We start from the raw sequence: 24,475 nt of genomic DNA, 5'->3' as shown, positions 1-24,475 counted from the left end.
CAGCTTACTACTCCTAATCAGGCGATCAAGACAAGGCCGCCAAGGATCGAGAGCAAGAGGACGGCAAGTCTTAGCCGCGCCGCCGGGATGTGGGCGTGGGCATAACGCGACAGAAAGCTGCCCAGGATCACCGCCGGTATCAATAGGGCGGCCGCGACAAGGTGATCGCGGCCGACCCTGCCGCCAAGAGCCAGCACGATCAACGAGAAAACCTCTCCGATCAGAAAGCAGGCCGCAACAGTCGCGCGCAGGCGTGGGCCCGGTGCGTGCTGATAGAGCAGTGCAAGCGGTGGCCCACCAATTCCGGTCGCGGTCTCGCTGATACCGGTGAACAAGCCAACACTAGTGGTTGATGTTCGGCGCGGCATAAATGGCGGCGCGAAAAGAGCAACCAGCGCGGCGAGGATAGTGAAAAGCCCGACAGCGATCTCCATCTGTCGCACACTCAACGCCAGCAATAAGGCCAGCCCTGCGAAAGTGCCCAGAAAACGGCCAAGCGTAATCCAGCCAGTGCCGCGCCAATCAATAGCCGTTCGCTCGCGCCACGCCACATGGGCATTGAGCGGCAACATCAGGACAAGAAGCGTAACCGGAAGATAGACCGGATCAACCATGGCAAACACCGGTGCAACGATCAGGGCAAAGCCGATCCCAACAGTGCCTTGCACCATCGCGGACACCATCACCACTACCCACAGCAGTCCTAGCAGCGATAACGTCATGAACGCCCCGCAAGTATGCTGTCTGCTGTAGGGTGAATACGAGTGACCGGCGCAGCGGCAATAGCCGGGACAGCAAGCTCACGGAGTTCGCGCATCAGTTCACGGGCATCCCAATCAACCGGCCAGCCGTGCAATAGGCGCAGTCTGCCATTAGTGAACACAGCGTCGATCTGGTCACGGTTGCCATAACGCACCAGTTCCCATGTCAGATCATGTGACGGTGTGAACTCAGGACGTTCAAGGTTAACCAGCAGGAAGTCGGCGGCCAACCCCGGTGCAATTCGTCCGGTCACCGCGCCTAAGCCCACTGCATCGGCGGCCATCCGTGTGGCCGCTTCCAGCCATAGCCATCCCCCACCACAGGAACTGTCTCCCGAGGCAAGGCCATAACCCGCGCGCTGAAGTGATTCTGCCGCATCCATCAGGCGGAACCCATCGGCGCGCGTGCCATCAGTGCCCAGACCAAAACGGATGCCAAGTGCCTGCAACTGCAGGGCGGGCGCAATGGCATTCCCTTTCCAGACGGAGGCAACGGGGTTATAGGCCACGGCAGTGCCGCTATCCTTCAGCAAGTTCATCTCATGCGGGGTGATCAGCGTCGAGTGCGCAATCAGCGCCTGTGGCCCCAAGGCGCCGATATGGTCTAGATGTTCTAGGGGGCGGCGGCTATTAGCAACTAGCGAGCGCTCTACCGCTACTAGATGCTCATTCACATGGGTCTGGAAGGTCACGTCCGCCTCCGCCGCCATGTCCGAAATTCGCTTGAGCATCCAGTCCGAACCCGCTTCAGGAATCGAGATCGCCAGCGATGGGTGAACCAATCGGTCACCTGCGAAGGCAGCCAGATGCGCCTCTGCAATTCGGATGATCTCATTACGCTCAGGTCGCAGGGCTGCACCGCCCAGGTCATTGCAAATCTGGCCCACAACAAGGCGCAGCCCTGTTTCGCGGGCCGCCTCGACCAACCTTCCGATATGCCCCGCTGAGCGTGTGCCAGCATCGACAGCGGCAGTAAACCCGCCACGTAAGCATTCGAGCGCAGCGAGTTTCGAGGAAAGATAGACCATATGCTCATCCAGGCTACCCTCCAACGGCACCCAGATGCGGCGAAATATTTCGGACGGCTCACCGAACACCAGCGACTTCCCCAGCGATTGTGTTAGGTGAGTATGCGTGTCGATAAAGCCGGGCATCACCAGATGCTCCGGTAGCTGTACTAACGTTGCACCCGCATGACGCTTCACCAATACTTCGGGCTCGCCGATTTCGGCGAAGACCCCTTCGCGTATCAAAACCGCCTTGCCCGGCTGGGGGCCGTTATCCAGCAGCAAATAAGCGGGGGCAAGAATCAGTGCACCACCTGTCTCAAAAGCTTTGCGAAGATCAATCATAAGGGCTCCAGCAATATTCGGCAGGCGGCGTGATGGGCAGAGGGCATACGTTAATCAAGATCGACCGCCTCAGGTGCTACCTCACTAAGGGGCGCAGGATCAAAGAAGGATTCGACCGTCTCAAGCGTCGGCACCTCCCCTCGAATCACTCCTTGCGATAGGATCCATTCGGTCTCGCTATGCAGGAGCTCAGCTAGGTCGGAGCCCAACTGCAAATCAAAAACGCTGTCGGCCCACAGATCGGATAGCACCTCTGGCGCAACGATTCCCTGCATGGCAGCGGCAGTAGCATCCATTGCCGCCTCAGGGTCAGCCGCGACCTCAGCATTCGCTCGAACCAGGGCGCCGAGGAAATCCTCCATGGCAGCGGATTTTTCCTCACTCATGTCGGCGTTTACAGCCAAAACATAGTGGGTTTGGTATCCGGGGGCTCGCCACTCCTGATAGCTATCACCAAGCGTCTCAGCGGCGGGGCCGTAATAGGTGGGGAAAGGCACGATGACATCCACATCGCCGCGTGCTAGTGCCGCTACCAAGTCAGAGGCCGCCGCATTAACAATCTCAGCCTCGACACCCTCGGATGCCAGTACGTTCGATAAGTAAAAGTCGGTATTGGTGCCAATGGACGTACCGATCCGTTTACCTCCCAGGTCGGAGGCCGAGTCCAGCGGCTCATTTTTGGTGATGATGCGCATGCCCTGATAACGGGTCAGATCGGCGACAATAGCAAAAGGCTGATTGGTCAGAATGCCGGTAGCAGCAGGAAATTCGGCCATGAAAGCTACATCCACCTGCCCACCCAGCAGTGCCTCGAAAGCCTCACGCCCGGAAACGAAGGGGACAATTTTCACATCGAGACCGGCATCCTCGAAATAGCCGTTGACCATTGCAACATCAACCTGGGGGGTTGAGGGGTTGGGATTCCAGCCGAAAACGATATCTTGCGCCATGACCGGCAGCGGGATCAGGAATGCAGCGGCGGCGGCAACAGGTTTCAGAAAGCGCATGGTGAACCTCATTTAGTGGGATTGATGTAGAAGCGCGATGATCTCATCGCGGGTTTCCAGCAGATGAACATTGTCGCGGTTGAGCTTGCGCGGGCGCGGTTCGGCCAACGGATAGTGCTTGATGATCCTCCCCGGCCCCGAAGACATTAGTTGGATGTCATCAGTCAGAATCAGCGCCTCGTCCACATCATGGGTAACGAACAGCACTGTTGCCTTGTGTTTTTCCCAGATTCTCAGCAGCAGGTCGTGCATCACCAGCCGGGTCTGCGCATCCAATGCTCCAAAGGGTTCATCCATCAGCATGACCTGCGGCCCGAAGGCGAAGGTACGGGCAATGGCGACGCGTTGTTTCATCCCACCGGAAAGCTCCTGTGGGTACTTTTGGGCATGTTCCTCCAGTCCCACCTCGGCGATGGCGGCGCGGGCACGGTCGAGCTCCTCAGATTTCGACAGTTTCAGCCGCTTCAGCCCGAACCGCACGTTATCGAGCGCAGTGAACCAGGGAAATAGCGCATACTGCTGAAAGATTACGCCGACCTTATCCGAGGGGCCGTTGATCGGCGCACCGTCAATGGTAATACGCCCGGTGGTGGCAGGCACGAAGCCCGCAACCGCATTCATCAACGTCGACTTGCCGCATCCCGACGGACCAATCAGCGCGGTAAAGCTGCCCGGCGACAATTCCAGCGAGGTTGGCGCCAACGCGACCATCGAGCCGCCACGTACGTCAAAGGTGATGGACAGATCGTCTATACAGACATGGCCCTGGGTTACTTGCTTTGTCATGGCGATCACCCCTGCTGCCAGTGGACCAGGCGTTGGCCGATGCGCTGGACGATCACATCCGCCACCGCACCTAGAATGCCTAGAATGATAAGAAGCGAGAACATACGGTCGGTGCGGATATATTGCCGTGCCTCTTGCAAGCGATAGCCGATCCCCGACGAGGCCCCCGAAAGTTCTGCCGCGACAAGACTGAGAAAGGCCAAAGCGACGCCCAGTCGAATGCCGGCAAGGATATAAGGCGCAGCGGCAGGAATAATCACGGTTAGGAATTCGCGTGCCCGCGACACACCAAGTGAACGCGACGCGCGCAGATAGATGTCGGGAACATACTGCATCCCATGATGGGTGTTGAACCAGACGGTCAAGAACACGGTATAGCTGATAACGAAATACTTTGAGCCTTCACCGATGCCGAACCAAACAATGGCCAATGGAACCAAAGCAATAGCGGGGATCGGGCGTAGCAGTGTTAGCGCCGGAGCTAGTAGCACCTGCATCAGTGCCATACGACCAGTCAGCAGCCCGACTAGCACGCCAAGGCTGGTGCCAATCGAAAATCCTATCGTCGCCCGTGACAGCGATACCGTGAGGTCGCGGCCAAGTGTACCGTTCTCGGCCATCTCGACTGTCGCGGACCAGACGGAGGCGGGCGAAGGCAGAATCGCCTGCGGCATAATGTTCAGCGCTGAGAAGAGCGTCCAGACCAGAAGGACAAACAGGATCGAGACAACGGCCCCCGACTGTCGCGCAACCCGCCAAAAGAAGTGAGGTGACTGAGCCATCATAAGCTCCTCATTGGCCAAGCCTTTATTTTATTTATTCCAATGTGTTGCGCCGAGATGCACTCACTTGACATAGCCTCGACGGTCAGAATGGACGTCAACCTTTTACCTTTCATCAGTCATTACCCTTGAGAATGATCCAGTTACATTGCCCTCATATCCGTGACCTACACTTCCCCTGTAAAGCGACGTCACAAGCAATGGCCTTATCTTATGCACCTCCTACCGTACTGGTCTATAACCAATTTTCGATACTACTGTTGCTAAAAATGCTACAGTTAAACGCCTATATGTTTGACCAGCCATACGGGGCCATCACAGATGTCATTAATTCTGTTGTCTTTACGCTATTTCGAAGAGGTGGCTCGTCACGGGTCATTACGCAAGGCGGCTGACCACTTGCATGTCGCTGCTTCAGCCGTCAACCGGCAGATCCTGAAGTTGGAAGATGAGCTGGGGGTACCCCTTTTCGAACGCATGCCACGCGGCATGAGACTCTCTCCCGCGGGTGAAATCATTCTCTATCAGGTGCGCCAGTGGCAGCGCGATGAGCGTCAATTGGTGGGCTACCTGGGGGACATCAGAGGGGCGGGCAGTGCAGAAATCCGTATCGCAACCATCGAGTCGATGACTGACCGGGTTCTTCCAGAAGTCCTGCATCGCTTTGGTAAACGCTTTCCGAGGGTGCGCTTCGTCATTAGCACGGGGGTCACCGCTAATATCCTGGAACAGGTTGTAACGGGTGAGGCAGATATTGGAATTTGCATGAACGCACCACCCACACGGAAAGTAAGATTTGTTGAAAAAGTTAACCTCTCCTTTGGCGCAGTTGTTGCGCCAAGCCATCCGCTCGCTCAAAAGCCATCTCTTAAACTGCGAGACTGCACCCCCTTCCCGCTGATTCGGCCGGATACCGAGATGTTTGCTGGTTCCACACTGCAAAGGCTGCTGGACACGACCGATCTACAATTTTCCACCCTGGCACATTGCAACCGCATTCTGTCCATCAAGTCCTTAGCACGATCAGGGTTGGGCGTTGCGTTTTTAACGCGTCTGGACATTGCCCGAGAAGTCGAACAACAGGAACTCGCCTTTAACGTACTGACTGACCATCGCCAAGTCAGGTCACACCTATCGCTGTGCGTCGCCGCTGACCGTCCACTACCGATGGCCACAACGGTGATCCTGGAGCAAATCCGCCAAGCCATTACCGACATTGAGGGTGCTTCTACCCAATGAGCCTGTCCAACTCGATAGCGCAAGCTTCATTAATGGATGCTCTTCCGTCACGAGCAGCGAGCTGGAAACGGCAGAGTGGGAAATGCTCTAACCCCTCCTCCCACCCAGAAACGCAAAAGGCACCCGATTTGGGTGCCTCAGATTGTAAAAAATCGCCCTATTTTAGTAGTTATTAGATGCTGGATCAGTTCTCAAAAATACACTTTGACTTTGTTAGCAGCCTAAAAGCTCCTAAGCAGGGACTTTCATAAATATCATGGCTATCAAAGATTTAATTTTTGTCCATTTGCAGCTCTTTAACGACGATATCGCCATCAATGACGATGGGCTCATCGTCCAGGAAGAGCGAGCAGTTGCGCATGGGAATATCCAGATGACAGGCGGTATCGTTAGTCCCGCCCAGTTCGCTGTTAGGGCCGGTGGAGAACATTACGTTGCCATAAAAGCTGCGCGGCTCCATCCCCATCCCGCCTGGGAACTCTCCCGGCACCATGCGATGCCATTTGGCATTAGGGTTCATGCCCCAGCCCACATGGCTCATGCCCATACCGCGCGGGTCGTTAAAGCTATCCATATAGGATTTCACTAGCTCCGCATCGAGCCCACCGCGTATATCGGTAATCCAGCCCTTTTCAATGGTATAGGTAATGGGCTCTCTGACATACATGTTCTGAGGTAGCAGAATATCGCCCGGCGCCACCACAATGGTGCCATCAACGCCATCGTCATCACCGCCGGTGAACACAAAGCCAGAGGGCCAGTGATCCCAACGCCCCGGTTCGTCGGTACAGGCATATTCAGCAACCGTCTCATAAGTATTCAGTTGGTAGGTAACATCAGTGCCATTGGGCGAGGTGATGCGCATCACTTTGGCTTTTTCCAGCAGCGCGGCGGCCAGTTCGACCTTTTCCCTTAGCTCCTTGGTGGGCAACATTCTGGCCAGCAGTTCTGGCGGTTCAACCGCCGTCAATATGCGCGTGCCCGCGGCTTGGATCGCCATTTGTTCGGGAGAGAACAGCAGGAAAATACAATCGATCAACATGTCGCAGTTTTTAAGCGCTTCCACCGCATCGGGCATGCTAGCAAGCCCCGTTGTTCCCACGGCCCAGCCACCTGTAGGTAACGGCGCGGGTAACCGCATGTGATACATATTGGCACCTAAACGCTGCCCCGCCGCCATAAAGGCATCCGCATAATCAAGGCGTTCGCTGCCCTGAGTCAGTACGACGAGTTTCTCGCCTTCATGTACGCCGGACATTTTTAGCTGATGGAGGCAAATTTCGGCAAAGCTTGCGTGATCCATAAAGTCTCCTAACTTCCCAGGCGAAAGCACAGCTATAGCGTACCGGGAAGTGTTAGCTGAGAGCGCTCGTGCTCGCCTTTGGGCACACCAAGCGCTCTATGGTTTTATCGGTTCAAAGCTGAACATCAATTAGGCAGCCGCCGCCTTCGTCGCTTGATCGGAGGTAGTACGGCGCTTTTTACCCAGCTCTTCCGCGATGGCGGTAAAGAAGGCGTCCGAAGAGGCTTGATGAGGCTTGGTCATAAGGCTAACGCCAACAAACAGCACACTAGCGACCACAATGCCCCAAACGCCAGCGGGCAGGCCCAGCAGTGAATTGCCAGTGGCATACATCAGCAGTACAAAGGCGCTGGTGCCCACCACGCTTACCAGTGCACCGACGCCAGTACCGCGCTTCCAATAGAAGGCACCGATAAGGGCGGGCACCATGGCTACCAGACCAGAGGAAGCAGCCACCGACAGCACCGCAATAAGGTCAAGCTGCAGCTCGGCAAAGGCCAGCGCCATCAGTGCAATCACCGGCACCACGAACTTGCCCACCAGCAGTTGGCGCTTTTCACTGACGTTCGGTTTAACGTTCGCATAGACGTCTCGGGAAACCATGGACGCCAGGGTCAGCATGATCGAATCGATAGTAGAGACCGCGGCCGCCATGATGCCGATCATCACGATCACCCCCAATACTGGCGGAACAAACTCCGAGGCCAGCAGCGTGGGCGTGGCTAAATCTGCACTTGCAAGACTTGGGAAAGCGGCTAAGGCAGAGAAGCCCCACAGCACAGAGACCATGGTGTAGATAAAACCAAACACCAGGAAGCCAATCAGCATGTGGCGCATGGAGCGCAGCGAGGAGGGCATAAACAGACGTTGACTGACCTGTGGGTTGGAGATGCTAAAGAAGAACCAGGGAATGGTGAGCCCCAGGAAAGTGACAAAGCTGAACAGGCCAGGGCCGGGCACCGTGAGTGACTGCGGATGTTCCGTTGCCAGCGTATCGAATAGTGCGCCGAAACCACCCAAGCCCTGGATCACCAGGAAGGCCACCAGGGTTGAGGCGACAATCATCATGATGGCCTGGAGCGAGTCGGTCCACATCACCGAACGAATACCCGCGATATAGGAGAAGAAGATGGCGATGACAGTGGCCAGCACCACCCCGGTAGTAAAGGTAATCGCGCCATCAGTAATCCCCTGCAACAGGTAACCAACACCCGCGAGCTGAACGGCCGAGTAGGGAATCAGGAAGATACAACTGGCAATCGAGACAGCCATGGCCACATGTTTGCTGTTGTAGCGGTGGCCCAGCATCTCGCTGGGCGTCACATAGCCGAACTTCTTGCCGACTGCCCAAAATTTTGGACCGAAAACAGCCACCAGAGAGACACCGGCGAAATAGATGATTTCAAAGCCTAGCGCGCCAACGCCGCCGGCATAGGTAAGACCTGCCAAGCCCACCATCATAAATGCGCTATACGTCGTGGCACTGTAGCTCAGCGCCGAGACAAAGCCGTTCATTTGTCGGTTACCCAGAAAGTATCCCGACATACTTTCGGAAGGGCCTTGGCGAGACATAATCGCAATGCCTATGGCGATCAATAAGTAGATGGCGATGGACCACCAGATGAGTGATTCAGTCATTGCTGTGCTCCTCAAAATCCTTAGTGATAAACACATTCAGCGCAATGATGACCAGCCCTGCCAACATCCAAAACAGGAAGCTGCCGTACCAGAGCGCGACCCCGCTCAAGAGGGTGTAAGGCATCAGGTAGCTCAGCAGGACCACTGCCCATACTAGCCATATCCATTTACTGCGTTTCATAATCCACCTCGTTTTATTACGTCAGGGAGAAGAGTGAGTGTTGTTGTGGTGAGGCTGGCGTATATCTTCGATACGTTGTTTTACTTTTTGCCAAGGCGCTTTCTCTGGGGCAAAACGCGCTCGGAGATAGGTCGTCAAATCAGCGACCTGGGTATTACTAAAGCTGTCGGCAAAGCCTGGCATGCTACCAATACCAGGAATGTGTTCGGCATGAACACCGCCCAAAATTGACTGAATAACGTTATCGGGATGATCGCTGTGCAAATTGGTATTCAGCGCCAGATTAGTGCTCGCCCTTGAAAAGGTAGGAACGCCAGAATCGACATGGCACGCCGCACAGGCGCCCTCGAAGAGCCGCTCCCCTGCCTCCATTTCTGTTGAGCTAACGGCTGCACTGGTCACGCGCTGCGTAGCGTCCGCCACAGCCGCATCGCTATTCCCCGTGGGTGCCTGCATCTGGGCGGCCACATAGTGAGCAATAGCCCGCACATCGTATTCAGGCAGCTCAGCCAGCCCCGCTACCACCGGGGCCATAGGGCCAGAGGCAACGCCGTGAAGTTCAGATTCACCGTGGCGCAGATAGTCGTAAAGCGATGTTTCACTCCACGGGATGGGCGCACGCGACAGCGTATTCAGTGGTGGTGCTTCCCAACCATCTACAAAGGCACCGGCAAAATACGCCTCGCCGCTTTTCTCAGCCCCCATGGCATTGCGGGGACTATGGCAGGCGCTGCAGTGGCCTAACCCTTCGGCAAGGTAGGCCCCCCGGTTATACAGTTCGCTTTGCATGGGGTCAGGTTGGAAAGGAGTTGCATCGTGATAAAGCGTATTCCAGCCTGCCATTAAGCTACGCACACTGAAGGGAAAAGTAAGCGCATTGGCTTTTTTTTCAGTCGACACGGGGGTCTGAGCCATTAAGTAGGCGTAAAGCGCCTGTAAATCGGCATCACTGGCCTTGGCAAACGCCGTATAGGGAAACGCGGGATAAAGGTGGCTGCCATCACGGCTAATGCCGTGGCGCATGGCGCGCTCGAAGGCTGCGTAAGACCACTGACCAATCCCCGTCGCCTCATCCGGCGTAATGTTCGTGCTGTAGAGCGTCCCGAAAGGTGTCTCAAACCCACGCCCACCTGCATTGGTTACGCCACCTTCGGTGGTATGACACGCCGCGCAGTCGCCTGCAGCCGCAACGAGTCGCCCGCGCTCAATGGTCTCGGCGGAATAGAGGTTGGTGGCTGGCCGAGAGACAGGCGCAATGGCCCCTTTCCACGGCCATGCCATGGCCGCAGTGCCCGCAATGGTGGTGAACGCTGCAGCGGCTAACCAGCGACGCTTCAGGGATCGCGGCTGTTTAAATTTAATTGGGAGACCTGCTTCCTCTGTGGACGAAGCTTCGAGTGCCTGGCGCACGCGCTTGGCGGTAAACGGTGGTTGGCGAAAACGCAGGCCGGTGGCATCAAAAAGCGCATTGGCTATTACCGCAACCCCCGGTGATAGCTCCGCACCGGTTAATACGTCTTCACCGGCGGTTTGATTAACACCTTCCTCAACAGGGCTTGGCGAAGAAGCGGTGGTTGGTAATCCTGCTGAATATTCACTTTTAGTCAGCGTACGACTGCCGTCACCCCACTCGTCGAAGCTAGGCGCCTGCCCCAAAAGGGGGTGCGCTTCACCCAAGACCCGGGCCTGTAGCGTTTGCTGAAGGCGATCAGTATCCACATCAGAGCCGACGTCCTGACCAACGACCAAACGGGTAAGCTGAACATCGCCGGTAACACGATTGACCTCCACATCGGCAATCCAGGCAGAGCGCACTCCCGATTCCACGCGCTGATTCCGATCGGGCAGTTGAGAGTAGGCAAAGCCCCGCCCGCGCAGTAGATCCTGGGGTAAAGAGTTTGCTGATGGACTGGCTGCCCTTTGCCACTCGGCCCGTTTAGCAACGGACTCAATCAGCTCAATACCACGCGCATCGTCAAGATGTCGAAGTCGCAGCGCGACAGGGTCTTGGTCACTCTCGCGGGCAACCTCATCTAAAAAAGATTCTCGAGCGAACGTCTGCTGTATACCCATCAAGGTGGAATTGGTGGAGAGCGAGTCTGACTGGGAGCGTGCGGCAAGGTATTGGTCGCGAAATACATAGGGTGAGAACGGCGTTGTGTCTTGCTCGCCGGCGGTGGCCTCAGCGCTGGACGTTGTTATCGCGGCCCTACCACTTAACAACAATCCTACGGCAGCCACTTCACCCGTGAGATTGGCCTGCTGATAGTGATAACGGGCTATCTCACCACTACTGGCAATATCCGCGTTTAGGGTAATTCGCTGCGCTTGGCCCAATGCCTGAACATCCTTGGCGTAGCGGGCATCGAGCCAAACGGCTACCGGGCCGCCCACCGTCCGCGACATCAACGCCGCATCCAGGGCAGCATCGTCACCGCAATGGCGGCCCAACCCTGAGGCCTGATTGGATGCGTGTTTACCATCAACGCTGTAAAGCTCAATCTGGCTAATATCCAGCGCGGTTAACCGGCTTAGATCCTGCTTAAGCGCTGCTGGCGTGACGGTTTGCCCCCACACACTCAATTGTTGGTCGCGGCAATCGGCAATTACCCAGCTGGGGTGATTGCCCCAGCGCATGCGACTCGGCCAGCCATACCCATGGTTCGAATGCATGTACGACTGGCCAGGCTTAACAAGAGGCGATTCAGAGGGCGCTTGATCGCTTTCAGGCGCTTTTTCGGGCGTCTGGTGAACGGCCTGCCACTCAACCTTCAGCTGTTTAGCAGCATCGGTCGCCAAGGCCAAACTATCGGCAACCACCCCCACAAAATTCCCTTCCACCACGACTTCAATAGATCCAGATAGTGAGGCAATGCTGCTGCTATCGACGCCAACTAAGCGATCACTCTCAAAACGCTCATCATTCCACTGGTAGTAAGGTGGACGCACGACGACACCAAAACGTGCCTGCGCTAGCAGCGCGGGGATGCCGGCCTGTTTTTGCTGGCCATGGAGCATCGACCCTTCACTCATGAGACGCCTCCTGCAACGCGGCCGCGTTAATGACCACGGCACGCTCTGCTGCCTGGAGAATTTCAACATGGGTGCCACATCGGCAGAGGTTATGCTCTAAAGCGGTGCGAATCTGCTGCGCAGAGGGTTGGGTATTATGATTTAGCAGCGCACGAATAGTGATGATCATGCCGTTCAAACAGTAGCCACACTGGGCTGCCTGAGCATCGATAAAGGCTTGTTGTACAGGGTCAAGCTCACCGCCCTGGGAAAGACCATCAAGGGTGGTTACCTCATGGCCAACGGCAGCGGACACGGGCAGCACGCAGGTGCGTGCGGCCATGCCATCAATCAATACGCTGCATGCCCCACACTCGCCCAAACCACAGCCATACTTGGGTCCATTGAGCGCCAGGTCGTTACGCAACACATTGAGCAATGGTGTCTGCGGCGGCACGGCCAGCTCGCGTTCTTGCCCATTGATAGTTAGCTTTAGCGTCATAGAGGATCATCATCGTTATTGTTAAGCCCGCCCTCTTGCTCTGAATAGGGCCTGGATATGACTTAGATATTACTAATAAATACTGCCTGTCAAACACGCTTCGTAGCACCTTAAACCAGCCTATTTTCATCTACCTTTCACATCCGGCCAATCGACTTGCACCAGCTAAGTGCAGAGCTAATACCCATCGAGCATTAAAGGTGCATACGCTATAAAAATAAGCCTAATAAACGTATAGCACTCAATGCACACGTTTTTCAAGTTTTTGCATAAAACCAAAAAACAACAATAACTACATTAAATTCATATATTTATTTATAAACACCGTCCTGTTCCCGTTAAAAAATAATTTCGAAACTAATTCTTGACCAAAAAATAAATGGTGTATACGTTGTTTTATAGCATTCACGAACGCATTCAGAAACGAGTGATAGGCGAATAAAACAGCGAGGAAACCAGGATATGAACAATAAACCCACCATAGCCGTTATTGGCGCGGGCCTGGGCGGCGCCGCTGCAGGCGCGCTACTGCAGAAAGCAGGTTACCCCACCAAGGTGTACGAACAGGCACCAGCGTTTGCGCGCCTTGGGGCAGGCATTCACCTTGGCCCCAACGTGATGAAAGTGATGCGCCGGATCGGCATTGAGGAGAAGCTCAATGCCATGGGCTCACACCCCGATTACTGGTTTAGCCGCAACGGTATGACCGGCGAGTATCAGTCACGTATCCCGCTAGGCGAGTTTGCTCGCGAAAACTATGGGGCGGCCTACATCACCGTACACCGTGGTGATCTGCACGAATTGATGGTCAGCACCCTCGACCAGGACAACCTCTATTTCGATAAGCGCCTGGTCGATGTCGACGACAGCGGCGGCAAGGTCGTCATGACCTTCGCTGACGGCTCGACGGAAGAGGCCGACCTGGTAATCGGTGCAGACGGTGTCAATTCGCGCCTGCGCGAGAAGCTGCTGGGTCCAGAGGCTCCGATCTATAGCGGCTGGGTCGCTCACCGGGCAATTATCTCTGCCGAAAAACTCAAGGCATACGACTTGGATTTCGAAGCCTGCGTGAAGTGGTGGTCGGAAGACCGGCACATGATGGTGTACTTCGTGACCGGCGACGAGAAGGAGTATTACTACGTGACCGGCGTGCCTGAACCCGATTGGGACCACGGCACTTCCTTCGTCGACAGCTCAAGGGAAGAGATGCGCAAAGCATTCGAGGGATACCACCCCACCGTACAAGCGCTGATTGACTGCACTGAAACCGTCACCAAATGGCCCTTACTGGAGCGCAACCCGCTGCCACTGTGGCATGAAAATCGACTGGTGCTGCTGGGCGATGCCTGCCACCCGATGAAGCCTCATATGGCCCAGGGCGCTGCCATGGCCATCGAGGATGCCGCCATGCTGGTACGCTGCCTGGAGGAAGTAGGCGCCGAGCACTACCAGCAGGCATTCGAACTTTACCGCACCAACCGTTTTGAACGCGCCTCGCGGGTTCAGCAGGTTTCCCACGACAATACCTGGTTACGGGAAGACGAAGACCCGGCCTGGGTATTCGCCTATGACCCCTTTGAAGTACCGCTGAAGCAACCAACCAGTCAAGGGAGCCCAGCATGAGCAGCACCTATCTCTATGGCGCCAACGTGCACGCCAATGGTATTCGTCAGCACTACCTGCGCTTCAGTGACAGCGCCGAGACCTCGCGCCAGCCACTGGTACTGATACCAGGCATTACCAGCCCGGCCATCACCTGGCGTTTTGTGGCCGAGCGGCTCGGTCAGCATTTTGACACTTATGTGCTGGATGTCCGTGGACGCGGCTTGTCGTCCACCGGGCCTGACCTCGCCTATGACACCGACACCTGCGCCAACGATGTGATCGCCTTTATCGATGCGCTGGGTCTAAGCAATGTCATTTTGGCGGGCCACTCCATGGGTGCGCGCTTTGCGCTACGCGCCATGAGTCGCGGCGCCAAGGGAATCGACAAACTGGTACTTATCGACCCACCGGTTTCAGGGCCAGGACGCCGTGAGTACCCCAGCAAGCTGCCCTGGTACGTGGATTCGATTCGCGACTGCACACGTGGTGCCGATATCGAGACCATGCGCCACTACTGCCCCACCTGGAGCGACGAGCAACTGCGGTTACGCGCCGAGTGGTTACACACTTGCTTTGAGCCCGCCATCGTTCAGGCCTTTGAAGAGTTCCACAGCGTCGATATCCACCAGGATTTCCCCGCTATCAAAGTGCCCACGCTGCTGATGTGTGCAGGCAAAGGCGGTGTTATCCAGGATGAAGATCGCGCCGAAATACGCGCCCTTCTACCGACGGTTCGTATTTCTACCGCGGAACAAGCGGGTCACATGATTCCCTGGGATGACTTCGACGGTTTTTTTGCCGCGTTTGAAGACTTCCTGGGCAGCGAGCTCTAAGAGAGGCCAAATACCATGACCAGCAACTATATAAAGAACGAGATCAAAAGCTACCGTATCGGCCAGATCGTCCCCAGCTCCAATATCACCATGGAGACCGAAATACCCGCCATGCTTACGGCGCGGCAGTTAATCCGCCCGGAGCGCTTTACCTTCCACTCCAGCCGCATGCGCATGAAGAACGTCAGCAAGGACGAGCTGGCTGCCATGGATGCGGAGTCTGATCGCTGTGCCCTGGAACTCTCCGATGCCGCAGTGGATGTGATGGGGTATGCCTGCCTGGTTGCCATTATGGCGATGGGGCCCGGCTACCACCGAGAGTCGCAAAAGCGTTTGCGCAGCCGCACCGAAGAGAACGGCTGCGACACGCCGGTGGTCACCAGCGCCGGTGCTCTGGTTGATGCCCTGGGTGTGATGAAAGCCAAGCGCGTGGTGGTAGTGGCCCCCTACATGAAGCCGCTGACCGAAATGGTGGTGGACTACATCCGCCAGGAAGGCATTGACGTGCTCGACTACCGAGCGCTTGAGATCCCTAATAACCTGGATGTCGCTCGCCACGACCCCGCCAATCTCCCCGAGATCGTCGCCAGTCTCGATTTAAGTAACGTGGACGCTATCGTCTTGTCGGCCTGTGTACAAATGCCATCGCTGCCGGCCGTCGCCAAGGTCGAAGCCCTGACCGGTAAGCCGGTGGTTACCGCCGCGATTGCTACCACCTACGCCATGCTCAAGGCACTCGACCTGGAGCCCATCGTACCGGGCGCGGGCGCCCTCTTGTCAGGGGCTTACTAACGAGATCAGGTACTTATTGACGATATAGTGTGCTGATTAAGGAGACGACCATGTCACCACACACGACTGATAACAGCGATGGCGTTAGCGATAACACTGCCACGGACAACTACCGAGGCGTGTGGGATGGGCGCATCGGTTTTGGCAAAACGCCCGCGCTGCTGGTGGTTGATTTTATGCAAGGCTACACCACACCAGGTTCGCCGCTATTTGCCCAGGGCGTGGTGGATGCGGTGGCCAATATGCCTCCGCTACTCAATACCGCACGGCGCACTGGCACGCCTGTTATCCACACCAACATCCTTTATCACGCCCCGGATCAAATCGATGGCGGCATTTGGGTCAAGAAGGCGCCGGTCATGCGGGCGATGGTGGCGGGCAATCCTTACGCCGAGTTCTGCCCCGAGGTGGCCCCCCGTGAAGATGAGCTGGTAATGACCAAACAGTATGCCAGCGCGTTCTTTGGCACCTCGCTCGCCTCCACGCTGGTCGCCATGGGTATCGATACACTGATCATCACCGGCTGCTCCACCAGCGGCTGCATTCGCGCCACCGCTGTTGATGGCGTACAGCACGGCTTTCGGGTGATGGTGGTACGTGATTGCGTAGGCGACCGCCACCCCGCACCCCATGAAGCAAACCTGTTTGATATCGATAGCAAATATGGGGATGTCATCGATAGCCAGTTGGCTATAAACCATCTATTGACCAACCCGAGCAACACATAGCCCATTGCTGCAGCAAAGCCACGCTACCCTAGAGCCCTGCTGCAGCATCAGAGAAGAGGAGAAAAAAAGGCATCAACGCACGCCAGCAAACATCCCTAACTATAAGACACACCGCGTTGACCCCTGACGAATCACATAGGTAACTATCATGAAAGCACAACATCTAATCATGTCATCCGCCCTGCTGCTAGGCCTACAGTGGACAGCACCTTTGGTGGCTGATGATTTCCCTGAAAAACCCATCAACATTGTTGTTCCCTGGCCAGCGGGTGGAGCTTATGACCTTGCCGCAAGGTTGATGGCTGAGCATGCTAGCCAAACTTTCTCGGTACCGTTAGTCGTCCAGAATGTCACCGGTGCGGCAGGCTCCACAGGCGTAAGGCATGTGGCAGATGCCACTGCCGATGGCTATACCGTTGGCGTTATGGGTACCCATGCTATCGCCCAGAGTTTTATGAATCCCAACGCCACTGCGTTGAATGACCTCACACCCTTAGTATTTATTGGCCCCGAACCTGCCGCTCTAGCGGTCACTGATGACACGGATATTGCGGATATATCAGTTTACCTCAATACGCTGAAGGAGGCGCCAGGCAGCATCATAAACGGCAATGACTCTCCCGGTGGCTTCTCCTTCATTGCCGCTGCCATGCTTGAAAACCAGTTCGATGTTGAACTGACCAAGATTCCCTACCAAGGTTACGCTCCTACTGTTTCCGCACTGCTTTCAGGCGAAGTAATGTCTGCGCTGCTGCCTATTCCACTATTGGCTGATCAACATGATGCAGGGCAGCTCAACTTATTGGGTGTTGCGGCAGAACAACGCCATCCTTTCGCGCCCGAAGTCCCCACTTTCAAGGAGCAGGGATATGACTTCATCGCGGAGGATTTCTTCATGCTCTACCTTCCCGGTGAAGTGACCGAAGCGCGCAGGAACAAACTGGCTGGAATGTTCTATGAGCTACTTCAGGACACCTCGTTTCAAGACGCCGCACATGACATTGGTTTGGTGATTCAACCCAAGTCACAAGATGAGACGGAGCACTACCTGCAGCAGCGTGCCGATGAGGTTTACGCGATTCTTACCGAGTCCAACCTAGTGGATGACTCACTGACACGCTAGCCTTGAGCGGAGTACACCCGATGACTACTTCAGCTTTTCGGTCAGTCGCCGCTTGGCGCGATATAGCCTGTGGTACTTTTTTCTGTGGGTTCGCTCTGGTAGGACTGGTTAGCGTCGTCAACAGTCCGGCCCTCATGAATAGCCTGGGCCGAGGGCTAGATCCAGGCCCCGCCTTACTCCCCCTGGTCACACTGGGCCTGCTATTAACCGGCGGCACGCTGATTCTGATGAAGGGCGTTTGGCGATGGGTGAAACGCACCAAAAACCGCGGCCAACCCTTAGAAAGCCCTCTGTCGGAAGTAGCTGAACACCCCCTTCCGCCCATAAGTCAGCACCTTCATGCGGCGGCACTTCTGGGAACCCTGGCTCTCCTGCCAAGCATTGTTCAATGGCTGGGCTTCTTACCTGCAGCCCTTGCCATAGCAACACCCTGGTTATTCTGGTTGGGGTACCGCCGTACCCGACGGGTCGTCCAAGCTGCGCTGCTGGGTTGCCTAATATCTAGCCTGCTATGTACCAGTCTCTATGTGATTTTTATCACACTGCTCGACGTCCCATTGTGATGCCCAACTCAGGAGCCGATCATGCTGATTGAAAGTTTTATTACTGCCCTGATAAGTACGCTTCTTTCGCCCTGGGGCTTATCGCTTGCCGCTCTGGGCGCACTATTAGGCATCGTTCTGGGTGCACTACCGGGTGTTAGCTCTACGATGGCACTGGCCATATTGCTACCGCTAAGTTTCAGCATGGAGGCCCATCTGGCGATTCTATTCTTGCTCTGCGTCTTTGTCGCCAGTGTTTACGGAGGTTCGATATCTGCCATTCTAATCAATATTCCAGGCACACCGGGTGCCATTGTGACTCAACTGGATGGTCACCCGATGGCCAAGGCAGGCAGAGCCAGAGAAGCGCTTGTTTATGCGCTGGTTGCCTCAACGATAGGTGGCGCATTTGGGCTGGGCTTGCTGGTCATTATTGCGCCCCTGCTTGCATCTGTTGCCATGAGCTTTCGCAGCCCTGAATTCGCTGCTGTCGCCATCTTTGGTCTGGTTCTCTTAGCGTATGCATCTCCCGGCACCACCGTTCGCGGCTTACTGGTAGGTGCCATTGGACTAATATGCGGCATGGTAGGTTTCGATACGTTAACCGATGTTCCCCGCTTCACGTTTGACACCCGCCTCTTGCAAGGGGGAGTCGAGTTGGTGCCACTTTGTGTAGGATTATTTGGCTTGGCCGAAGTACTGAAACACCTTCATGCCTCTCATCAGGCTTGCACCTACGGTAAACATGAAAGCAACACAGCGTACTCAGATGAAAGTAAGGTCACTACTGAAACGCTGGAAATCCATGCTACGGGGTTCACTCATTGGCGCCTTTGTTGGCGCTATTCCTGCCGCGGGGTCGGCCATCGCGGTTGCAATTGCCTACGCCCAGGAAATGCGTTTTTCCAAACACCCTGAGCAATTTGGTCAGGGTGCAATTGAGGGGGTAGTTGCTCCAGAGGCTGCCAACAGTTCGAGCATAGGCGGCACCATGATTCCCATGATGACACTGGGTGTGCCAGGAGACGCCATCACAGCGGTACTGATGGGGTCGCTATTGATTCATGGTTTACGTCCAGGGCCAATGCTGTTTGCCGAAAACCCGCAAATGGTTTCCAGCATTTATGCAGGCTTTCTTATTGCGCTTCTTCTGACACTCATCATTGGTCTTTTAATGATGCGCTGGCTTCCCTTGATTCTACGCATTCCTTCCCATGTGTTACTGGTCGGCATTGCTCTGCTCTGTGTTGTCGGCGCCTATGCCATCCGTAACAGCATGGCTGATGTTTATATCATGCTATTTTTCGGGTCACTGGGGTATCTGCTGCATCTTCTATCGCTGCCGAGCGCACCGCTGGCGTTCGGCCTCATTCTGGGGCCGCTCCTAGAAGAGAATCTGCGGCGCAGTCTTATTCTGGGGCGCGGCTCCTGGGATATGTTCCTGAATAGCCCAATAGCAATGAGTCTCTTAGCCCTATCAATCTTTGCTATAGTCCTACCTTTCATAGCACCACTGTGGGTTCGCTTTAAAAGCGACCTACAGCGATTAAAGGTACCTTTTTGATAAGCCGATTAGGTAAAAGAAGAATCAGCGTTCATTTTTTCCAGCAGATGCATTAAGGCAACCCGCTCTGCCGGGTTGAGATTTTTCATGGTCTGATCGCTAATTTGCTTGGCACTGGGCACCATAGCCTCTACTAATGTCTCCCCGGGCTCGGTGATCACGACCATGACTTTGCGTTGATCATTGGGGTCGGTGGTTAGCGAGATCCACCCCCGCGCTTTAAGACGTTTAATGACGCCACGGATAGTGGCTGGATCAATCGCCGTAGCGTTGACGATATCGGTTAACGAGCTGGGGCCGCGCTCCATCACCGTGCACAGCGTTACAAATTGAATGGCCGTGAGCTGTTTATCGTTGCTGTAGCGCTGAAAAATAGCCGTATGCCGCTGGTAGGCTTTACGCAGTAGATGCCCTACTTGCTCAGAGAAATCATACCCCTGCTCTGAAGGCGTAGAGTGCTCGCCGGAAGACGAGTGTTTGAACGCACTATCCGTTGTCATTCCATATCCTTAATCTATTGGCGACGTCGTGTATCGAGTATGGCACTGGTTAACAAAATGATGCATCAACGTATGAAATACTCCTTGCGCTGGATCAATTCATCATGCTTTTATGGCGTACACGCTATAATTTTACCTTAGTTATCGCTCTTTCATCACCTAAAATTCATCCGCACTGATCATCTTAAACGCGAGCGAGGGAGGCAGACATGGCTGATAAATCAGACTATACAAGAGAGTCACTGCTGTATGGGTCTGATGTTCTGGTGATCTATCGCGACCCGGTTACGCCCCCTAAGCCCGCGCCCGGACAGCCAGGTACACACTCAAACTTCACTCCACATGAGCCTGAGATATTCATTGCCGTGCTGAGCGATAGTCATATCGTGGCTTTCAACGGCCACGTGGACCTGGGCACTGGCATACGCACGGCGCTCGCTCAAATTGTCGCAGAAGAGCTTAGCATCGCGTTCAACGACGTCACCATGGTGCTGGGCAACTCCGTTGAAGCCCCCAATCAAGGCCCCACCATTGCCAGTGCGTCGATTCAGATCACTGCAGAGCCTTTACGCCGAGCTGCGGCACAGGCGCGGGAGTATCTATTAACACTGGCAGCAAAGCACTTTGACACTGAGCGCTCGCTACTTAGCTGCCAGGACGGCACTATTTATCGCAACGATACGATTCATACCCACGAAACTGTTCATACTCACGGAACTATTACGCCAAATGACAAGGATCGCCCATGCGTTAGCTATGGGGAGTTGCTGCGGGGCACCCGTCATGCATTAAGGCTTGCCGATGAGGTGCCGCTTAAGCCTGTCAGCCATTATACCCTGGTCGGCCAATCGACCTCCCGCGTGGATATACCCGCCAAGGCCACCGGGCAATTGACCTTTATCCACGACCTACGTCTGCCCAACATGCTGCATGGGCGAGTGATTCGTCCGCCTTATGTAGGCCATGATAGCGGCGACTTTATTGGCAACAGTTTAATCGCGGTAGATGAAAGCTCTGTGGCGCATTTGCCAGGTGTGGTAAGCGTCGTGGTGGTCGGTGACTTTGTTGGCGTGGTGGCCGAGCGTGAAGAGCAGGCTGCTGCCGCAGCCAAACAGCTAAAGATCCAGTGGCGCCCAATCGAAGGCTTGCCTCAGTTGGACAACATAGAGCAAGCACTGCTCGACCTGCCCAGCAAGCAGCGCATACTCCTCGAAGAGGGTGATCTGGACAGCGCTCTAGCCGCCGCACAACATCCGCTCAATCGTCACTATGTGTGGCCTTTCCAACTGCATGGCTCCATTGGCCCTTCGTGCTCCGTCGCTGATGCCAATGAAGATGGTCTTCACGTATGGTCGGGCACCCAAAATCCACACAGCCTGCGCGCCGACCTCGCCCGCCTTACCGGTTTGGATGAAGGCGTTATCACCATTACCCGCATGGAAACTTCGGGCTGCTATGGTCGCAACTGCGCCGACGACGTTGGCGCGGATGCCGTGCTGCTGTCTCAGGCGGTTGGCCGTCCTGTCCGTGTACAACTAACCCGTGAGCAGGAGCACACCTGGGAGCCTAAAGGGGCTGCTCAGTATATGGCCATCCAGGGCGGCTTAAACGCAGATGGCAGTCCAGCAGGCTATCGCTTTAATACGCGCTACCCCTCTAACAGTGCGCCCACCCTGACACTACTGCTGACCGGTGCTGCCTCACCTATTGATATCCCCTTTGAGATGGGAGATCGAACGTCGGTGCCGCCCTACCGCTATCCTCATCGCCAAATAGTGTGCGACGACGTCCCGACGCTGGTTCGTGCCTCCTGGCTGCGTGGTGTCTCGGCGCTGCCCAGCACCTTCGCCCACGAAAGCTATATTGATGAACTCGCCTACTTGGCGGGGGAAGATCCTGTCGCCTACCGGTTACGCTTCTTAGCCGATAACCGCGCCTGCGAGCTTGTCGAGGCGTTAGCCGAACGTGCGAACTGGAAACCCTACACCGCCAACGCCAATCCGAGTAGCGATGGCGAGTGGCGCTACGGCCGAGGCTTCGCTTACGCCCAGTACGTACATAGTAAATTTCCAGGCTTTGGTGCCGCGCTCGCTGCCTGGGTGATTGAGCTTAAAGTCAATGTGAAGAGCGGGCGGGTTGTCGTCGAGAACTTATATGTGGGTCAGGATGCGGGCTTGATGGTGAACCCCGCCGGCGTTCGCCATCAGGTGCATGGCAATGTGATCCAGATGCTCAGCCGCACTTTAAAGGAGCGGGTAACCTTTGAGGATGGTTTACCGACCAGCAGAGAATGGGGCGGCTACCCTATTCTGCGTTTCTCGGAGCTTCCTCCCATCGACGTCATGCTGCTTGATCGCCCTGAACTGCCCCCACTCGGCGTTGGAGAGTCCGCCTCACTACCCGGCGCTCCTGCGATTGCCAACGCGCTTTTTGATGCCACGGGGGTACGCTTTACCCATCCTCCTTTTACCCCTGACACCATTCGCGACGTACTGAAAGCCTCCTTTCGACTCCCCATGGAGGCGGCTAGTTAATGCACCACCTTGATATAAAGGTTATCGAACGCGCGTTGAAGTGGGCCAATCAGGGACTGACCGTTTGGCTATGCACAGTTCTGAAAACTTTTGGCTCGGCTCCCCGGGAGCCGGGTGCCATGCTGGCCGCATGTTCGACAGGCGACTATCTGGGATCACTGTCGGGTGGCTGTGTCGAAGAAGACTTTATCGCAAGGCTTCAAAATGGTGAGTTTAACGAGCCGGTTCAACGGGTGCGCTATGGCGGTGACGCTGGTTCAGCGAATATTCGTTTACCCTGCGGTGGTCGCCTTGAAGTGTTGGTTGAACGGCTAGCGCCAAACACCGAAAACCTCACTCACTTAGAAGTGATGCATGCCACGTTACTGGGTCGCCAACCGCTAACCCGCTGCATCACCCTGGATGGCAGCAGCAAGCGCTTTAACCCATCGAATAACACCGAGCCCACCGTTACTTTCGATACAGCTAGCGTCAATATTCGCATAGGCCCTGCGCTACGGCTGATTATCGCGGGGATCTCCTCAGTCTCTGCGCCCTGTGCGCTGTTTGCCCAAACGCTTGGTTTTGAAGTGATTGTCTGCGACCCCAGAGACGAAGCTAGGCAAAACTTTACTGTCGCCGGTGTGGAAGTGCAGGCGGTACTGCCCTCAGTGTTTATTGCCTCTGGCGGTTGCCATGCCAATACCGCCGTTGTGGCCTTGACCCACGACCCGCGTATCGATGATTTAGCGATGATCGAAGCCGTCCGAACGGAAGCCTTTTACATTGGCGTTATGGGCTCTCAGCTGACATCACAGCAGCGTGCCGAACGGCTGCTACGTTCTGGCGGCCTGACGGAAAGCCAAGTAGCAAGAATTGCCATGCCCATTGGGCTTAATCTGGGTAGCAAAACACCCGCTGAAATTGCGCTAGCCGTGATGGCCGATATTGCTCGCCTCTCTCGCGGAAAAGCACGCCATGCCTTGTAGCGATATCATGGTCATCGTGATGGCGGCAGGCCAATCAAGCCGCTTTGGCAGCGATAAAAGAATCGCCAGACTCGGCAATGAAGAAACACTACTTAGTTCCACTTTACAAACTATTCAGAAAAATTTTTCTAATAGCCGCGTTGTCATTAAACCCGAAGATAATCCCCAGTTACTCGGCCTTACACCAGCGAATCACACTGTTATTAGTCAGCGCAGTCATTTAGGACTTGGTTACAGTATTAGCGATGCTTTTAGGCAACTCTGCAGCGATGAAAGCATACATCATTATCGTGCTGCCGCAGTATGGCTAGCCGACCTCCCTTGGGTAAGCGAAGAGACATGCAGTGTATTAACAAAAATGGCCACTCCAGAAAGTATCGTACAGCCGCTACATCAAGGGAATCCTGGGCATCCTGTTGTTTTTGGTAGAGAATTCTGGCACGAACTGGCACTTTTAGAAAACGACAGGGGTGCAAGTCCTGTCATCAAAAAGCATAGTAACCGTGTTATTCATGTCTCTCTCAACGACCCAGGTGTGTGCACTGACGTCGACTACCCCGATGATTTAACAAAATCACTAAAAAATACAAGAAGCACGCAAGCGCCACACAAAACTACAACAAAAATTACACTAAAAACCAAAAAAGACTCTTAGCTCAACACTACTATGCTAGCCCAAAAGATATTAATAACCTCAAATATTTAAGCAATTGCAGGATCGGC

Annotated in this window: 21 protein-coding genes and 1 pseudogene; 11 read left to right on the top strand and 11 right to left on the bottom strand. The window is 55.2% G+C overall.

From position 1 onward, the window contains the following. Window positions 1–17 precede the first annotated feature (17 nt). From HZU72_RS00475 to HZU72_RS00455, 5 genes are read right to left on the bottom strand one after another with little or no spacing between them, the layout of a single operon-like run. Complete coding sequence (locus HZU72_RS00475) at window positions 18–722, bottom strand: sulfite exporter TauE/SafE family protein (protein ID WP_180089570.1); 705 nt, start codon at window positions 720–722, stop codon at window positions 18–20. Beyond that, a complete protein-coding gene (locus HZU72_RS00470) occupies window positions 719–2,113 on the bottom strand; it encodes an amidohydrolase family protein (protein ID WP_180089568.1) in 1,395 nt (464 codons plus the stop codon). The genes HZU72_RS00475 and HZU72_RS00470 overlap by 4 nt, the downstream gene beginning before the upstream one ends. A 50-nt stretch (window positions 2,114–2,163) precedes the next feature. Beyond that, complete coding sequence (locus tag HZU72_RS00465; protein WP_180089566.1) at window positions 2,164–3,120, bottom strand: ABC transporter substrate-binding protein; 957 nt, start codon at window positions 3,118–3,120, stop codon at window positions 2,164–2,166. A 12-nt stretch (window positions 3,121–3,132) separates the two neighbouring features. Next, the gene (locus HZU72_RS00460; protein WP_179915565.1) at window positions 3,133–3,906 is read right to left on the bottom strand and encodes an ABC transporter ATP-binding protein; all 774 of its coding nucleotides are present in this window, start codon (window positions 3,904–3,906) and stop codon (window positions 3,133–3,135) included. Window positions 3,907–3,911: 5 nt separating this feature from the next. After that, window positions 3,912–4,688: an ABC transporter permease gene (locus HZU72_RS00455; protein WP_208457902.1), complete on the bottom strand. Its 777-nt coding sequence runs from the start codon at window positions 4,686–4,688 to the stop codon at window positions 3,912–3,914. A gap of 321 nt (window positions 4,689–5,009) precedes the next feature. Between HZU72_RS00455 and HZU72_RS00450 the strand changes: the two genes are divergently transcribed. Then, complete coding sequence (locus HZU72_RS00450; RefSeq protein ID WP_180089562.1) at window positions 5,010–5,927, top strand: LysR family transcriptional regulator; 918 nt, start codon at window positions 5,010–5,012, stop codon at window positions 5,925–5,927. Between the two features lie 271 nt (window positions 5,928–6,198). On the opposite strand, the gene HZU72_RS00445 is transcribed toward HZU72_RS00450, so the two are convergent. The 5 genes from HZU72_RS00445 to HZU72_RS00425 form a co-directional block, all read right to left on the bottom strand. Next, complete coding sequence (locus HZU72_RS00445; protein WP_180089560.1) at window positions 6,199–7,230, bottom strand: 2,5-dihydroxypyridine 5,6-dioxygenase NicX family protein; 1,032 nt, start codon at window positions 7,228–7,230, stop codon at window positions 6,199–6,201. Window positions 7,231–7,359: 129 nt separating this feature from the next. Then, on the bottom strand, window positions 7,360–8,868 hold the full coding sequence (locus HZU72_RS00440) for a sodium:solute symporter family protein (RefSeq protein ID WP_180089558.1): 1,509 nt from the start codon (window positions 8,866–8,868) through the stop codon (window positions 7,360–7,362). After that, window positions 8,861–9,049: a hypothetical protein gene (locus tag HZU72_RS00435; protein ID WP_180089557.1), complete on the bottom strand. Its 189-nt coding sequence runs from the start codon at window positions 9,047–9,049 to the stop codon at window positions 8,861–8,863. Before HZU72_RS00435 ends, HZU72_RS00440 begins: the two co-directional genes overlap by 8 nt. Window positions 9,050–9,070: 21 nt before the next feature. Next, entirely contained in the window at window positions 9,071–12,082 is a 3,012-nt protein-coding gene (locus tag HZU72_RS00430; protein ID WP_235975848.1) for a c-type cytochrome, read from the bottom strand. Continuing rightward, the gene (locus HZU72_RS00425; protein WP_039857427.1) at window positions 12,075–12,563 is read right to left on the bottom strand and encodes a (2Fe-2S)-binding protein; all 489 of its coding nucleotides are present in this window, start codon (window positions 12,561–12,563) and stop codon (window positions 12,075–12,077) included. The genes HZU72_RS00430 and HZU72_RS00425 overlap by 8 nt, the downstream gene beginning before the upstream one ends. Window positions 12,564–13,025: 462 nt before the next feature. On the opposite strand from HZU72_RS00425, the gene HZU72_RS00420 reads away from it, so the two are divergent. From HZU72_RS00420 to HZU72_RS24090, 7 genes and pseudogenes are all read left to right on the top strand, one after another. Further along, entirely contained in the window at window positions 13,026–14,186 is a 1,161-nt protein-coding gene (locus HZU72_RS00420) for an FAD-dependent monooxygenase (protein ID WP_180089553.1), read from the top strand. Then, on the top strand, window positions 14,183–15,001 hold the full coding sequence (locus tag HZU72_RS00415) for an alpha/beta fold hydrolase (protein WP_180089551.1): 819 nt from the start codon (window positions 14,183–14,185) through the stop codon (window positions 14,999–15,001). The genes HZU72_RS00420 and HZU72_RS00415 overlap by 4 nt, the downstream gene beginning before the upstream one ends. A 42-nt stretch (window positions 15,002–15,043) precedes the next feature. Next, on the top strand, window positions 15,044–15,793 hold the full coding sequence (locus HZU72_RS00410; RefSeq protein WP_445533562.1) for a maleate cis-trans isomerase family protein: 750 nt from the start codon (window positions 15,044–15,046) through the stop codon (window positions 15,791–15,793). Between the two features lie 50 nt (window positions 15,794–15,843). Continuing rightward, on the top strand, window positions 15,844–16,521 hold the full coding sequence (locus HZU72_RS00405) for an N-carbamoylsarcosine amidohydrolase (RefSeq protein WP_161462884.1): 678 nt from the start codon (window positions 15,844–15,846) through the stop codon (window positions 16,519–16,521). A 148-nt stretch (window positions 16,522–16,669) separates the two neighbouring features. Beyond that, window positions 16,670–17,644, top strand: coding sequence for a Bug family tripartite tricarboxylate transporter substrate binding protein (locus HZU72_RS00400; protein WP_180089549.1), 975 nt, complete (start codon window positions 16,670–16,672; stop codon window positions 17,642–17,644). A 20-nt stretch (window positions 17,645–17,664) separates the two neighbouring features. After that, complete coding sequence (locus tag HZU72_RS00395) at window positions 17,665–18,207, top strand: tripartite tricarboxylate transporter TctB family protein (protein ID WP_180089548.1); 543 nt, start codon at window positions 17,665–17,667, stop codon at window positions 18,205–18,207. Window positions 18,208–18,228: 21 nt separating this feature from the next. Then, a pseudogene (locus HZU72_RS24090) lies at window positions 18,229–19,750 on the top strand (tripartite tricarboxylate transporter permease). A gap of 8 nt (window positions 19,751–19,758) precedes the next feature. On the opposite strand, the gene HZU72_RS00385 reads toward HZU72_RS24090, so the two are convergent. Beyond that, entirely contained in the window at window positions 19,759–20,250 is a 492-nt protein-coding gene (locus HZU72_RS00385; protein ID WP_180089546.1) for a MarR family winged helix-turn-helix transcriptional regulator, read from the bottom strand. A 209-nt stretch (window positions 20,251–20,459) separates the two neighbouring features. Between HZU72_RS00385 and HZU72_RS00380 the strand changes: the two genes are divergently transcribed. Genes HZU72_RS00380 through HZU72_RS00370 form a run of 3 tightly spaced genes read left to right on the top strand, consistent with a single transcriptional unit; the run spans window position 20,460 to window position 24,407 of the window. Continuing rightward, window positions 20,460–22,784 carry a xanthine dehydrogenase family protein molybdopterin-binding subunit gene (locus tag HZU72_RS00380; RefSeq protein ID WP_180089544.1) on the top strand — a complete coding sequence of 775 codons (2,325 nt, stop codon included), beginning with the start codon at window positions 20,460–20,462 and terminating at the stop codon, window positions 22,782–22,784. After that, window positions 22,784–23,752 carry an XdhC family protein gene (locus HZU72_RS00375; protein ID WP_180089542.1) on the top strand — a complete coding sequence of 323 codons (969 nt, stop codon included), beginning with the start codon at window positions 22,784–22,786 and terminating at the stop codon, window positions 23,750–23,752. Before HZU72_RS00380 ends, HZU72_RS00375 begins: the two co-directional genes overlap by 1 nt. Beyond that, the gene (locus tag HZU72_RS00370) at window positions 23,742–24,407 is read left to right on the top strand and encodes a nucleotidyltransferase family protein (protein ID WP_180089540.1); all 666 of its coding nucleotides are present in this window, start codon (window positions 23,742–23,744) and stop codon (window positions 24,405–24,407) included. The genes HZU72_RS00375 and HZU72_RS00370 overlap by 11 nt, the downstream gene beginning before the upstream one ends. The last annotated feature ends 68 nt before the right edge of the window (window positions 24,408–24,475 follow it).

Source organism: Vreelandella sedimenti (assembly GCF_013416325.1).
GTDB lineage: Bacteria > Pseudomonadota > Gammaproteobacteria > Pseudomonadales > Halomonadaceae > Vreelandella > Vreelandella sedimenti.
This window is presented reverse-complemented; position numbering and strand designations above follow the sequence as displayed.